The sequence below is a fragment of the Alcanivorax sp. 24 genome (genome assembly GCF_004360225.1).
Taxonomy (GTDB): domain Bacteria; phylum Pseudomonadota; class Gammaproteobacteria; order Pseudomonadales; family Alcanivoracaceae; genus Alloalcanivorax; species Alloalcanivorax xiamenensis.
Genome location: NZ_SNUA01000014.1, coordinates 50,950 through 65,659 on the forward strand (window position 1 = coordinate 50,950; position 14,710 = coordinate 65,659).

The window sequence follows — 14,710 nt, forward strand, 5'->3', positions numbered from 1 at the left end:
AGCGTGCGGTCCTTGGCGATCGTCACCACTACAGCGCGATCCGGCTTGCTTTCTCAAGGCTCTTATGTGGCTCCCAGCCCACAACGCCGCGCTTTCAGCCATCCATAGCTAACTGATTACGCTGCATACGCTTTCAAGTCTTGCCTAATCTGCGCAAAAGGCATTGTGTCGGCCCTTTGTCTGTGGCCACGGCGCACCTCTTTTCTGGCCAGTCGTCCATGAAGTGACTCACCATCGCCTTCCTTGCCGGATTAGAGCACCATGGGAATTCCGATAGTGATGCCGTGGAGGATACCCGTGGCCAAACGAATCCGTAACCCGCTTGCCGGCAGCGGGCGCCTGCTCAAGCTGACGGGCATGACCACCTCCATCGCCACTCGCGTGGCCACGCATCAGGTCAAGAGCTGGTTCCAGGATGACGCTCTGCGCGAAACCAACCGCGAAGCCCTGATGCGCCATATCGGAAAGGAAGTCGCGGCCACACTGGGGGAGATGAAAGGCGCGGTGATGAAAGTGGGGCAAATCGCCTCGCAGATGCAGGACATACTGCCCAAGGAAATCAGTGAACAACTGGCGGTACTGCAGAACGCCTCCGCGCCGATGCAATTCCACGTTATCCGCCGCCAGTTGGAAACCCATCTGGGCGGCAAGCTCGCCGACCATTTCAGCGAATTTTCCGAAACGCCCTTCGCGGCCGCCTCCATCGGCCAGGTCCATGACGCGATTACCCGGGATGGAGAATCGGTGGTGGTCAAGGTGCAGTATCCAGCGGTGCGCAGCTCGATCGATTCGGATATGCGCCACCTTAAACGCATCCTTAAGCTCGGCAGCCTTCTGAAAGTCAATGAAGCCGCACTGGATGCGGTGTTTCAGGAGATCCGCTCACGCCTCGACGAAGAGCTGGACTACCATCAGGAAGCGCGCAATTTGAATCGCTTGCGCGATTTTCATCGTGAGCACCCCTGGCTGGTGATTCCCCGTGTTCATGAGTCCCTGTCCGGTGAAGCGGTTCTCACCCTGAGCCGCGAAGACGGCGTCCCCCTGCATCAGGTCAACGACGAGAACGGCTTCGACCAGCCTTTACGGAACCAGTTGGGCGAGCGCCTGTTCGACGCCCTTGCGGCGGAGATATTCCAGTTAGGCACCGTCCATTGCGACCCCCATCCGGGAAATTTCGCCTTCCGTCGGGACGGCAGCATCGTAATGTACGATTTTGGCGCGGTGAAACATCTCAGCGGAGAGGATATCGAACTGTTCGGCGAGGTGATCAACGCCGCCACCCGTGGCGACTGGCAACGCCTTGACGCTGGCCTGATCGAACTGGGGGCGCGCCGCCCCGACAGCCATCCACCACCGGGATTCTACGATCGTTGGGTACCGCTGATACTGAGCGGATTCTCTTCCGAGCCGGTCAATTTCACCGACGCCCGGGTTCACCTGGATATGGTGGAAACGGTGCGCAAAACGCCTTTATCAGCACTGCTGACATTTCAGCCTTCATCGCGGACATTATTGGTGGAGAGAGTGGTGAGCGGGCACTATTGGACCATGAAGGCCCTGGGGGTTCGTTCTGCGTTTTTGCCGCGCCTGCAGTCCAGCATGGCGGCGACGAAAGCGGGGTAGGCCCTTTTCTGCTCAAACCCCTTGCCCCGCCGTTTCAGATTGCCGAAACACACTGGCTCAGAACGCCGAGCGCAAACCGACACTGATACCAGAGATTTCCTCTTCGTCCTTGTCAAAATAACGCATGTATTCAAGGTTCATGCCGAGGGTATCAGTAAGGTTCACATCGATACCCGCGCCGTAGGATTGATCCTCGAAACGGCGACTGTCGTCCACCTGATAATTGACTCCCGCCAGGGTCCCTTCAGCCTTCACCGTGCCTTTCATTTTGGTGTAGCCGCCGATGATATAAGGATGCACCGATTCCGCCAGCGGCGCGGACAATTTCACATAAGCGCCGTACATATTGTCCATTTCAAAGTCCACGATCCCTCTGGAATCTTCATCAAATCCCAAGCCGCCGCGGATCTCCATTCCGAGATAATCATTGAACTCATAGCCAGCACGAAAAACGGCGGAGTCAATTTTCAGCGTATCGCTGTCGTACTCCTCGTTATCGTATTGCATTTGAGTGTAGTTGCCGCCGATAAAGGGACCAGCCGCGTAGGCCCCGCCCGCGGTGAGCGAGAAAGTGACGGCTACTGCTGTCGCGAATTTCCGGGTCAACATAAATCACTCCTTTCTAGCAAGTTGAACCACTCGGGTTACAACGGTGTGACTTATGCTATCCGGGGGAGTTCAGGAGCGGGGTTAAATGGCGTTAAAAGCGGGCGACGCAGTTCGCATTTTTCGCGGGGATTTTTCTTTCGTCTTTTCGTCACCAGGCATGGCGATAACGAAAAATTTTCACTTGGACCCTGTTCATGATCCTAAAGCTACTGCGAATTGTTTAACGCCCGCAGCAGGTAATCAGCGAAACGACTGAGGTCATTCAGGCTGGAGCAACGACGGGCGGCACGACAGTAAGGTTCATACTTGGCCATGATGGCATCACCGCTGTTCCAGCGCGACGGATGCTCCGGGTTCAACCAAAACACCTGACGGGCACGGCGCGAAATTTCCGCCAGATACTCTTCCCCCGCCGGAAGATCGTTATTACGCGCGTCCCCGAGAATGATCACCGTGCTGCGCCGATCTATCTCCCGGCCACAGGCTTGCTGAAAAGACTCGAACATATAGCCGTAGTCGGTACCACTGCCGGAAACCCGGTCAAGAATACGCCCTACCGCCACATCGGGATTGTACTGACGAAAGTCGTCGGTGACTTCGTCAAAGCGGGCGGCGAAGGCGAAACTGCGTACCTGAGGCAGAACATCATTCATGGCATAGAGGAACTGCAACAGAAACCGGGCCGCCTCACGCACCGATCCGGAAACATCGCAAATCACATACACTTTGCTTTTCAGCTTGCGCCGTTCACGCCAGTGCAACTGCACCGGCACCGCGTTGTAGCGCAGGCTGGATACCAAAGTGCGACGGGCATCCATGGCGCCGCGTTTGGCGCGTTTTTGCCGACGTTGATGCAGGGCGGCAAGGCGGCGCGCCATGCGTCGCACCAGGTCCTGAATCTGGTGGTATTCACGCAGTTCACGAAACGGCGCCGCCCGCATGGTGTGTTCCCTGAGCGCACGGCCATGGGCCCGGCCGTGCAACTCGAATTGCCGCCGCACGTACTGACTGGCTCGCTCCCGCACCTGCTGGCGCCAGTCACGCAACTGCTCCGCCCGGTTCTGGTCCCGACGGCGTGGTGACGCCGCCAAACGCAGAATATCGTCGTCCACTGCCCCCATGCCCATGTTCATCACCAACTGCCGGGCGAACAAGCCCTGCTGGGTGATGACCTGCATGGCGGTGAAGTCCTGCTGGGCGGCGGCCTCGGCAAGACTCTGGGTCAATTGCTCCGGCGACTGGGCAATCAGATTGGCGGTGGTTTCCGACAAGTCTCCGCTATCCAGATCGGTGGTATCGGGCAAAGCACCGGTGTCGGTTTCTTCTTCACCCTCGTCCGTCCGCATGGATTCGAATTGGAAAAAATCATCGAAACACTGGTCGAAGCAGGCACGGTCCACCTGAGCCTTCACCAGCGTCTGGGCCAGCGCTTCGCGAAATTGCTCCCGCGGGTGGTAGCCGGTCAGGGCCGCGGCCCGCATGGCCTCTTCCGCTTCCACCGGAGAAATACGAATCCGCGCCCCCCGCAGGGTGCGGACAAACTCATGCAGACGACGATCAACCATGGCGGGCTCTCAAAGCGCGCGTTGCTTGCTGAACCAGTGCGGCAGCAAACCCCGCGCCAACGTCACATCCTGCTCATTCTTGAGGATCAGAGTCAGCGTCTGTTCGACCAGATCAGGCTCGAGGCTGTCCGCATGCAGCAATACCAGAGCCCGGGCCCAGTCCAGGGTTTCGGAAATGGCCGGCAGTTTCTTCATGTCCTGCTCGCGCAGGTGCTGAATGAAACCCACCAGTTGCTCACGCAAGCGGTCGCCAAGCTCCGGCACCCGCTCGGCGACAATGCGACGCTCCAGATCCGGTTCCGGATAGGGGATGTAGAGATGCAGGCAGCGGCGCTTGAGAGCGTCGGACAGTTCACGCTGATCATTACTGGTGAGAAAAACCAGGGGACGATGGCGGGCACGCACCGTACCCAGTTCCGGAATGGATATCTGAAAATCGGAGAGTAGCTCCAGCAGGAAAGCCTCGAATTCCTGATCCGCCTTATCGATCTCGTCGATCAGCAGGACTACCGGCTCGTCCGCGCGCAACGCCCGCAGCAGCGGGCGGGGCTCCAGAAACGTATCGCTGTAGAAGGCATCGCCAAGATCCCCGAGACGCGCCATTCCCTGCTCCAGACTCTCCGCATCCGACAGCAGGGAACTGAGCTTGTCGCGCAACAATTGCGTATAGAGCAACTGCTTACCGTACTTCCACTCGTAGAGGGCGCGGCTCTCATCCAGCCCTTCATAACATTGCAGGCGGATCAGCGGCGCTTCCAGAAAAGCGGCGGCGGATTTGGCCAGCTCGGTTTTGCCCACTCCTGGCGGACCTTCCACCAGGATCGGCTTTTGTAACTGAGCGGCCAGGTATACCGCCAGCGCGGTGCGTTGATCACATATATAGCCCTGGCGGGCGAAACTGGCGATCACGTCATCCACGGAATCGATACGGGTCTTCATGAGCGTTTGTTCTCGGTTATCCACATCCGGCTCCCCAGTGTAGGGGATTCACCGGCAGGGTCTCAGGAAGGAATGGACGCCGCCATGGCCGAAACCGACATACGGCATCAATGCAGGACGGTATCGTCTCCCAACACCACGTCAAAACGTGGCGGCGCTTCCTCGATCTCCTCCTCGTTCTCACCGGTGACGTCGAAGCGCAACGAATGCACCTCGCCATCAATCATATCCGGGATACGGTCGAGAAAATCATCCAGATGATCGGAATCGAAATGACGCTCCAGGGCATCCAGATTACGCCACTGTTGCCATAACATGATGACCCGGGGGGAATCCGCCTGTACGTAGACTTCGTATGAAACGCAGCCTTCTTCCAGACGTGCCTCGCTGGCCAGAGTCTGGATCAGTGCCAAGGCGTCATCCCGCAGATCATCCCGCACTGGAATGAGCCCTTTGACGATTACCATTGTGCTCCAGGAAATAGATTGGGAAAGACGGCTATTGTAGCACAAAGGGCGCGGGCCCGCTGGCGGCCTGGTTCCCAGGCCGCCAGCGGGCCGCCGGAAGACCACTAAAGGCGCTCACCCTGAGCCCAGCGACGCCCTCCCAGGGCCAGGATCGCCAGTTGCTCCACCGCGTTGGCGGCCAGTTCCTCGCGCCGCGCCGGAGAGACATCCAGCATCGCCACGCCAAGTCCGAACATCAGCGACACCGCTGCTTCCGCCTCACGCTCGGCGGGCACCGCCGGGCGCCCCTGGGCCGCCACCACCGAGCGGATATCCTCGGCCAACTCATCCACCAGCAATTGCAGCTCACTGTGAATACGGGCCCGATAGCGCCGGCTGCGCCCAAGCCGCTGCTGCAGCAACAGGCGAAACTCGCCTTCGTTGGACAGAATGAAGCGGCCGAAACGTCCCACCAACTCCTGAATCGCCTGGCGTGGCCCGATCTCGATCATGCTGCGCCGCCCCTCCGACATGGCCACACGCAGCCGAAAGCAGGCCTCGTCAATCAATGCCAACCCCAGCGCTTCCATATCGGGAAAATGGTTATACAGAGACGTGGCGGCGAGGCCGGCTTCACGAGCCACCTCGCGCAATCCCAGACTGTCCAGGCCCCGCCCGCCAGCCATCAATTGCCGGGCCGCGCCCAGAATCCGTTCGCGGGTTTCCTTTTTCTGCTTTTGTCGCAGGGTTTCCGTCATTCTCAACAAACAACTGTTAGTTATTACTTATCCCTATATAGCCATAAAAGGCAGGCTTCTTGCAACAGCCTGGGGAGGCTGTTGACATTAGAAGGTAATGACCACAAAATAACTAACACTTGTTAGTTGTAAAAACGAGACCGGTCCACGCTGGTATCGTCCGGACAAGGGGCGCATCATCGATCAGGTGCCCGGCAAGATCGCCAAACAGGCTCTACAACAAATCGTGCGTGCTAACGAGGGACTGACCACCATGAATTATTTCGTCACAGGGGCCACCGGCTTCATCGGCCGCTTTCTGGTTGCCCGGCTTCTGAAACGGGAAGGCAGCCGGGTCTTCGCCCTGGTTCGTCCGGGCTCCGAATACAAGCTGGAGGCGCTGCGGCGACGCCTGGGCGTGGAGGAGCAGCGCCTGGTGCCGATCACCGGTGATCTGACGAGAAAAAGCCTGGGGCTGAGCAAGCGGGACCTGGATGACCTGCGCGGCCAGATTGACCATTTTTTCCACCTGGCGGCGATCTATGACCTCAATGCCGACGAGAACACTCAGCGTTACACCAATATCGAAGGCACCCGCCAGACCCTGAAACTGGCGGAACAGTTGCAGGCCAGCTGTTTCCATCACGTTTCCTCGGTAGCCGCCGGCGGGCTCTATCCCGGCACCTTCACCGAAGACATGTTCGAAGAAGCCACCGGCCTGGACAATCCCTACCTGCTGACCAAGCATGAATCGGAAGCGCTGGTGCGCCAGGAAAGCCAGATACCCTGGCGCATCTACCGGCCGTCTCTGGTAGTGGGCCATTCCCAGACCGGGGAAATGGACAAAATCGACGGCCCGTACTATTTCTTCAAACTGATCCAGAAGCTCAAGGATTACCTTCCCAACTGGTTCCCGCTGGTGGGCGTGGAAAGCGGCCATTTCAACATCGTTCCAGTGGATTTCGTGGCCAACGCACTGGATCACATCGCCCATCAAACCGACGGCAATGGTCAGTGTTTTCACCTGACCGCCGGGCGCAGCTATAACTTCAGCGAGGTGATGGACATCATCGCCGGTGCCGCCCAGGCGCCGCGCATGCCGGTGCGCCTGGATAATCGTGTCTTCAACGCGGTACCCGGTTTCGTCAGGAAAGGCGTCAACGCACTGACACCGAAAGCCCTGATCAACCAGTTGCTGGAAAGCCTGGATATTCCCCCCACCATCGTTCAATTCCTGACGTTCCCGACCCAGTATGACAATCAGCGGGCCAGGGCCGCACTGGAGGGCAGCGGCATTGAAGTGCCGGATCTGGAAAGCTACATCCAGCAGTTGTGGGATTTCTGGGAAAACCACCTGGACCCGGAACGGGATCAACGTGAGGATGAATTGCAGCCGTTGCCATCGCTGCCGGACAAGGTGGAAGACAAGGTGGTACTGATCACCGGAGCCACTTCCGGGATCGGCAAGGCCTCGGCCCTGAAGCTGGCTCGCGCCGGCGCCACCGTGCTGGTGGTGGCCCGTACTCCCGAAAAACTGGAGGAAACCCTGCACGAGATCAAGCAGGTGGGGGGCATCGCCCGGGCCTACCGCTGCGACGTCTCGAAGCTGGAGTCCGTGGACGACCTGGTGAAAGAGGTCCTGGAGGATTACGGCCGGGTCGATATCCTGGTGAACAACGCTGGCCACTCCATTCGCCGCTCGGTGGTCAACTCGGTCTACCGCTTCCACGATTTCGAGCGCACCATGCAGCTGAACTATTTCGGCTCCTTGCGGCTGATCATGCGCCTGCTACCGAGCATGCTCGAACAGGGCAGCGGGCACGTCATCAATATCTCCAGTATCGGGGTTCTGACCAACGCGCCGCGTTTCTCCGCCTATGTGGCGTCCAAGGCCGCGCTGGACTCGTTCACCCGTTGCGCCGCCAGCGAGCTGGCTCACCAGGGTATCCGTTTCACCACCATCAACATGCCTCTGGTGCGCACGCCGATGATCGCGCCCACCAAGCTGTACAATCACGTGCCCACCATCAGCCCCAGCCAGGCGGCGGACATGATCTGCGACGCCATCGTGCGCCAACCCAAACGGATCGCCACCAGTCTCGGCGTTCTCGGCCAGGTGATGCACTTCATTACTCCACGGGCCACGGAAACGATCATGAACACCGGCTACAAACTGTTCTCCGACTCCGCCGCCGCGATGGGGCGACGCGAGCGCACGCCGAAGCGGATCAGCCGGGAGCAGGCGGCCTTCTCGCGGCTGTTCAAGGGGATTCACTGGTAGCGGGTTCGTTCCGCGCGATGGTGGCGGCCGCCAGGGATGGTGGTCATAAAAAGGTTCATCGCGGTTTAGCGGGAAACGGCCTTGCCTTCCATCATGGACAGCGGAGCCGTATTACGCCCGCTAGTAGACGTCCATTCCGGTCATTCCAGTCATTCCAGTCATTCCGCTATGAACCATTAAAAAAGGCCCCGCCGTGGGGCCTTGAAAAGCCGGATATACCGGAAGCATACGCAGCGGGGCTTGCGCCCCGGAGAGAATAGTCTCCGATTCACGCCCGGGCCCCCTTGATGCAGATCAGGGTTCGGGGTGATCCCCTCCGGGCGGCGCCGCCTCCGCCAGAAACGCGAGTATTTCCCGATTCACTTCCGCGGCCTGCTCCATCTGGATCCAATGCCCGCACTGGTCCAGGACCACGGTATTCAAATTCGGCACATAGTCCGGCATGCGCGCCAACGCCTTCTGACTGAACATTAGTACCGGATCCTGCATGCCACCGAGAAACAGCACCGGCGCCTGAATCGCCCAGTTGTCGTCAGCGCGGCTTTCTTCCCAGGATGCATCCATGGCCCGGTACCAGTTGAGCGCCCCGGTAAACCCGGTCTTTTCGAAGCGGGCCACGTAATAATCCAGGTCTTCCTCACGCATCCAGCGCGAGGGCCGCGCCGGCACGCGCATGGAATCCAGCACACCGCTGTCATCCGGTGCCACCTGGAAATTGGCCATGCCTTCGGCGGACAGATTGTGAAACAAGGCCCTCAGGCTATATCGAATGTCCTCTCCAAGCTCGTTTTCCGGCACCTCGGCCTGCTGGAAATAAAGCATGTAAAAGAAATGGTCGCCGAACAGGTCCCGCATCGTTTCCGTGGGCGGGCGTGGCGCGGGGCCGCCATAGGGAACCGATAGCCCTACCACCGCCGTTACCCGCTCCGGATAGGTTCTGGCCACGTCCCAAGCCAGTGCACACCCCCAATCATGCCCTACCAGCACCGCCCGCTCGGTGCCAAGCACCTCGATCAGAGCCACCACATCCGCGGCCAGACGGGACAGACGGCAGTCCTCCACCGTCGCCGCGCCCCGGGTTTGGCCGTAACCACGTAAATCCGGCGCCACCGCGTGGTATCCGGACTGAGCCAGCACCGGCAGCTGATAGCGCCACGAGGCCCAGCACTCCGGGAAACCGTGCAAACACAACACCAAAGGGGCACCCTCGGCGCCCGCCTCGGCAATGTACATATCCAGACCATTGGCGGGCACTCGCCGCTCTTTTATAAATCCCATCGTAATTTCCTGGAACCCGCTTTCCCGGGACAATACTCCCGGAACTACCCGGCTACCGGATGCACAAGGCATCCTCCGCCGAAGCCCGTCATGCTGGTTGGGTGGAAACGAGGCCCATTCCATGGTTCCCTAACCTGCGCCATTCTGGCAATGTGACACCGGAACCGCAGCCTGGCAAGCCGCCGACAGGGGACACGCCTTGATCTTCTCCTCCGCGAAGCGGCCATTCAGGTAGAATACGGAATACGGGTAGCAAATACCGAGAGAAAGTAGCAATAGAAAGTACCGATAGAGAATACCAACACGGTGTCGACGGCACCCGGCCCGGTTATGAGCCGCCCCCGGCAAGGGTACGGCGATATTGCCTCAAGCTTCGGCGAAGACGGGCACTCCCAAACGGGCTCTAGGAACAGCAGCGTGGACGATTCTTCAAAACAACAACCGCAACAGAGCAAGCACCGGCTCAGCCGGCTGTTGCGACCTTACCTGCCCGCCTATTTCCCGGTTGCCTGGAAAATGGGCCTGTCGATCTCGGCGATGCTCCTTCTGGGCATGGCCGTTCTCGGCACTCTGCTGCTGAACAACCAGCTGGAACGCATGCGCCAACAGGCGGACAGCTTCGGCGGCGCCATAGCCTCCCAATTGGCGCATACCGCCCGTGAACCTCTGCTGGCCGAGGATCGTTTCCTGCTCAAGGTGCACATCAACAACCTGGTTCGCAGCGACAATATTTATGGCGCCACCCTGTTTGACCGGAACGGCGACTTGATCGACGAAGCCGGCGTGCAGCCGACCCAACGCGGACCGCAGAGCGAGGCGGGCGTCAGCCGCTGGACCATGGCCGACGCCCCCATGAGCACTTATATTTCTCCGGTTATGGTGAACGATACTCAGGTCGGCGCGGTGGCGATCACCCTCTCCGATCAACCTATCGCTCTGGCCCAGAAAGAAGTCCGGACCGCCATGATCACCGCCACCGTGATCATGGGCCTGATCGCCATCATCGCTTCTTTCGTGATCAGCCGCCGGTTGTCCCAGCCGATTCGTGATCTGCTGGCCGCCACCAGCGCCATGCGGCGCGGCGACTTGCAGTTCCGTATCCACGAACGCCGCAATGACGAGATCGGGCTGCTGATCGAGGCCTACAACAGCATGGCTCACAGCATGCTGGAGAAAGACCAGGTGGAAAGGGTTCTGCAGCGCTTCGTCAGCCCTTCGGTGGCGAAAAGCATGATGGCCGACCTGGACCAGGTCACTCTCGGCGGACGGGATGTCAACGCCACCGTGGTGTTCGCCGATATTGTCGGCTTTACCCGCTTGTCGGAGAGTCTGGCACCGGAAGCCGTGGCCCACATGCTCAACGTTTACTTCGACGCCATCGCCTGGGCGGCGGACTCCTATCGCGGCACCATCGACAAATATATGGGCGACTGCGCCATGATTGTGTTCGGGGTGCCGGAAGAGGATCCGGAGCACTTGTTCCATGGCCTCTGCTGCGCGGTGATGATCCAGCGCCTGATCCAGCGCCTCAATGAGCACCGTCAGGCCCGGGGCCTGACCACCGTGGAATTCCGTATCGGTATCAATTCCGGCGCCATGCTGGCCGGCAACCTGGGCTCCCGTGATCGCATGCAGTACACCGTGGTCGGCGATACCGTGAATCTGGCATCCCGGCTCTCAAACATGGCCGCCGCGGGAGAAATCATTGCCGCCGCCTCGGTGTTCAAGGACGCCAATATTGCCCCTCGGGTGCGGGCCCTGGAGTATGGCTCCATGCGCGTTCGTGGCCGACAGGAGCCGGTCAGCACCTATCGGGTCAACGGTGTGCACGCCCTGTCCGAAACCCTGATGGAGCAACGCATCGCCCAATTCCTGACCCGCCTCAATACGGACGGCCACCGTGCATCGTCCTGATTCATCACGCCGCCCCGGATTGCTTTTGCTGGCCGGAGCGCTCGCACTGAGCGCCTGCCAAACCACGCCGCCACCGCCGGAAGTCGCCGAGAAGACCCTGGAGCAGGTACTCCATGAGCACCGTTACCGGGAAGCACTGACAATGCTGGATGAGCGCCTGCGACAAGACGCCCCGGATCATGCGGCACTGAGCCAACAGCGGGAAGACATCATCAAGGCGAGCCGCGAATATCGGGACCAAACCCTGGCGGAAGCACAGCGCCTTGCCGGGCAGGAACAGTGGCGTGAGGCTCAGGGACTACTGGAATCCACCGGCGGCCATTTGATCTATCCCGGCCCGCTGGTGGCCTTGCGTGAGTCACTGCATCAGCAAGAGGCACGGCGCCTGCGGCAACGTCTTTCCGAATGGTGGCAGGCCCAGGCCCGCGCCCTGTTGGACAGCGCCTCCCTGGACAGCACACTCCCCGGCTACACCCTGCCGGAAGCGGGGCAGACCCTCGAGCTTCGCCAGACTCTGCGGGCCGACCTGGCCGAGCGACTCACCGAAGCGGGTAACGCCTACGCCGCGCAGGGGGACTGGTCACGGGCACAACGGGCTTTGCATCTGGCCCACCAGCTACAACCGGATCGACCCGCGCCCGAGGCCCTGAACCAAGCGCAGCAGGTGTTGGCCCAAGCCCGCCACAGAGCCGAGCAACAGCAGACCCAACGCCAACAGCAACGCTCGGAGTCTTTAATGGCCGCCTACCGCGAAAGCGGCTCGCTGCAGGATCTGCTGGCAATACGGGAATACCTGCGCACCACCCCCAACAACCATCTCACGGCGTTGCGCGACGAGGTGGAGACGCTTTTCCGAGAGCGTTACAACAAGGATATGGCCACCGGGGATGCGCTCTACGCCCGTGGTGAATATCAGGCCGCGTACGCCATCTGGCAGGAGCTCAAGCCCCTGGCACCGGACAACGTGGAGCTCAACAAGAAGCTGGAAAGAACCCGGCGGGTACTCAACAATCTGCGCGCCCTGGACGCCACCTCATCGGAATAGTCCGCTTGCGACAAGCGCTCACTCACCGAAGACGGGAAGAACGGGAAGCGGCGGGAACCCAACCGCTCCCGCGAGGCTTATTGTTCGCCTTGTTCGTCGTCGGCTTTGCTCTTCTGTGCCGCTGAACCCTGCTCGGCGTTGATCACGGGCCCGGAGGCCGGCGGCACCACACTCTCATCGGCGCTGCGTTGCTGTTCGCGCTCATAGGCCCGGCGATAATCATCGGAGGTGCTGGTACGGCCATTGAACAGCCGGTCGACCCGGGTGGGCAGCGGGTTCTTCACTTCCTGCACTAATTCGCCATTCTCATCAACACTGAACTGCATGGCGGTGATCCCCATGTACTTGTCGCGCGTCATATCCACCAGACGCTCATTGCTTTCCAGGATGGTCGGCTTGATGAAGACCATCAGATTGCGTTTCACGTGAGTCTCGCTGGTGGCGCGGAACAACACACCCAACAGAGGAATATCGCCCAACAGGGGCACCTTGCGCACGGTCTTCTGCACGTCATCACTGATCAACCCCCCCAAGGCGATGGTCTGACCGTCATCCGCCAGCACCGTGGTGGTCAACTGGCGTTTGGTGGTGATGATATCGGACGCGGAGGAATCATCCTTCACCGCGGAGGTTTCCTGATCCAGCTCCAGCCGGATGGTATCCATACCCGCCAGATGCGGGGTTACTTTCAGGGTCAGGCCCACATCTTCCCGTTGGATGGTAGTGAATGGGTTGGCGGTGGTGGAACTGGAGGACGTGGACTGCCCGGTAATGAACGGCACATTCTCCCCCACGATAATGGACGCTTCCTGGTTATCCAGTGTCAGGATGCTCGGAGTGGACAACAGATTGGTGTTGGTGGTGCTGGCCAGGGCCTGAACCAGAGCGCCCCAACGCAGGTTTCCATCCGCGTCGGTTTCGCCAACACCAGCGGCAATACCGTCGCCCAGCGTCAGATTGGTGGGGTCATCGGTGAGCATGGCCTGGATCAGGCCTTGTACGCTAAGCCCCTGCCCCGAAAAATTGACGCCGCCATAACCGCCACTGCTGCTGCCGGCCAGATACTGAAAGCCCAGGCTGTCAGCCTTGTCGCCGGTGACCTCGACAATCGCCGCTTCAATCAGGATCTGAGTACGCCGTACGTCCAACTGGCTGATCACCGATTGCAGCTCATTCATCATCTCCGGCTCGGCGCGAATCACCAGAGCATTGAGAGAAGCGTCGGCCTGGATCGACACTTTGTTGTCGCCGGTGCCCGCCACGGCGGCGCCACTGGAACCGCCCGGGGTACTGGAACCTTCCCCTCCCTTACGCACCGCCGCCGCCCCCTGGGCGAAGTTCATCAATAGTTCGGCCATATCCTCGGCGTCGCCATGACTCAGACGGATCACCTGAACCCGGCTGGAGGCGGAAGAAGGAGTATCCAGCCGCGCGATCAACGGCAGCAGCCTCGCCCGGGTGGCCCTGTCGCCTTTCAGGATCAGACGGTTGGTGCGCTCATCGGCCACCACCGTGGCGGACTCCGCTCTCGGCGCACGGCGGTTGCCCCCCGCCGCTTGGGGACTGCTGACCAACTGATCGAGCAGCGACACCATGTTGCCGGCGAAAGCGTGCTGCAGCTGAACAATCTCCACCTCTTCACTTTCGGTGTTGTCGAGGTGATGAATGATGGCGCGCATGCGCTGAATATTGTCGGCATGGTCGCTGATGATCAGAGCATTGGCGGAGCCCACCGCCGCCAGATGGCCGTACTGGGGCACCAGGGGGCGCAGCACCGGTACCAGTTCCTCCACCGGGGAGTTCTGCACCGCGATCACCTGGGTTACCAGTTCCTCGCCGCCGGCCTCGTTGGCCTCGGTCATCGGCAGGTTGCTCTGCTTGGCGGTGGTGTTGGTGACGATCTTGACCACATCACCGGAAGGTACCGCGGCGTAACCATGCACCTGAAGAACCGACAGGAACAGCTCATAGACCTCGGCGGACGTCAGCGGCTGATTGGATATCACCGTCACATCACGGGCCCGGACCCGTGGATCGACCACGAAGTTCTTGCCGGTCATCTCCGCCACCTGGCTGATAAACGCCTGTATATCCGCATTACGGATATTGACGGTCCATGTCTTGCCATCGGCGTTCTGCACCACCTGGTCCTGGCCGGCGCGCTGCGCGTGGGCCGGCAGGCTCACGGACACGACAAGGACAGCCAGAATGCTGCCTAGGGCCGGTGCCAGGAGCCTCTTGGCAGAAACTCCACGATGCTGTTTCAGGGGCTC

The 14,710-nt window shown here is 60.3% G+C and carries 11 protein-coding genes; 4 read left to right on the plus strand and 7 right to left on the minus strand.

From position 1 onward, the window contains the following. The first annotated feature begins 297 nt into the window (after positions 1-297). Positions 298-1,623, plus strand: a complete 1,326-nt coding sequence (locus tag E0L37_RS16900) for an AarF/ABC1/UbiB kinase family protein (protein ID WP_133492872.1) — start codon at positions 298-300, stop codon at positions 1,621-1,623. 57 nt (positions 1,624-1,680) lie between these two features. On the opposite strand, the gene E0L37_RS16905 is transcribed toward E0L37_RS16900, so the two are convergent. The 5 genes from E0L37_RS16905 to fabR all read right to left on the minus strand — a co-directional run bounded on the left by E0L37_RS16905 (position 1,681) and on the right by fabR (position 5,940). Further along, positions 1,681-2,232 carry a porin family protein gene (locus E0L37_RS16905; RefSeq protein ID WP_133492873.1) on the minus strand — a complete coding sequence of 184 codons (552 nt, stop codon included), beginning with the start codon at positions 2,230-2,232 and terminating at the stop codon, positions 1,681-1,683. 206 nt (positions 2,233-2,438) lie between these two features. Continuing rightward, complete coding sequence (locus tag E0L37_RS16910) at positions 2,439-3,797, minus strand: VWA domain-containing protein (protein ID WP_133492874.1); 1,359 nt, start codon at positions 3,795-3,797, stop codon at positions 2,439-2,441. A 9-nt stretch (positions 3,798-3,806) separates the two neighbouring features. Then, positions 3,807-4,736, minus strand: coding sequence for a MoxR family ATPase (locus tag E0L37_RS16915; RefSeq protein ID WP_133492919.1), 930 nt, complete (start codon positions 4,734-4,736; stop codon positions 3,807-3,809). Positions 4,737-4,843: 107 nt separating this feature from the next. Beyond that, a complete protein-coding gene (locus E0L37_RS16920) occupies positions 4,844-5,203 on the minus strand; it encodes a putative quinol monooxygenase (RefSeq protein ID WP_133492875.1) in 360 nt (119 codons plus the stop codon). Positions 5,204-5,307: 104 nt separating this feature from the next. Continuing rightward, entirely contained in the window at positions 5,308-5,940 is a 633-nt protein-coding gene (gene fabR, locus E0L37_RS16925) for an HTH-type transcriptional repressor FabR (RefSeq protein WP_133492876.1), read from the minus strand. Between the two features lie 253 nt (positions 5,941-6,193). Here fabR and E0L37_RS16930 point away from each other — a divergent pair, with 253 nt between their 5' ends. After that, a complete protein-coding gene (locus E0L37_RS16930; protein WP_133492877.1) occupies positions 6,194-8,200 on the plus strand; it encodes an SDR family oxidoreductase in 2,007 nt (668 codons plus the stop codon). Positions 8,201-8,494: 294 nt separating this feature from the next. On the opposite strand, the gene E0L37_RS16935 is transcribed toward E0L37_RS16930, so the two are convergent. After that, positions 8,495-9,478: an alpha/beta fold hydrolase gene (locus E0L37_RS16935; protein WP_133492878.1), complete on the minus strand. Its 984-nt coding sequence runs from the start codon at positions 9,476-9,478 to the stop codon at positions 8,495-8,497. A 417-nt stretch (positions 9,479-9,895) separates the two neighbouring features. Here E0L37_RS16935 and E0L37_RS16940 point away from each other — a divergent pair, with 417 nt between their 5' ends. Both E0L37_RS16940 and E0L37_RS16945 read left to right on the plus strand, forming a co-directional pair. Beyond that, positions 9,896-11,392, plus strand: coding sequence for an adenylate/guanylate cyclase domain-containing protein (locus E0L37_RS16940; protein WP_133492879.1), 1,497 nt, complete (start codon positions 9,896-9,898; stop codon positions 11,390-11,392). Next, complete coding sequence (locus E0L37_RS16945) at positions 11,379-12,437, plus strand: hypothetical protein (RefSeq protein WP_133492880.1); 1,059 nt, start codon at positions 11,379-11,381, stop codon at positions 12,435-12,437. The genes E0L37_RS16940 and E0L37_RS16945 overlap by 14 nt, the downstream gene beginning before the upstream one ends. 77 nt (positions 12,438-12,514) lie before the next feature. Here the strand turns inward: E0L37_RS16945 and gspD are convergent, their stop codons facing one another. After that, a complete protein-coding gene (gene gspD, locus E0L37_RS16950) occupies positions 12,515-14,629 on the minus strand; it encodes a type II secretion system secretin GspD (RefSeq protein ID WP_133492881.1) in 2,115 nt (704 codons plus the stop codon). Positions 14,630-14,710: the final 81 nt, after the last annotated feature.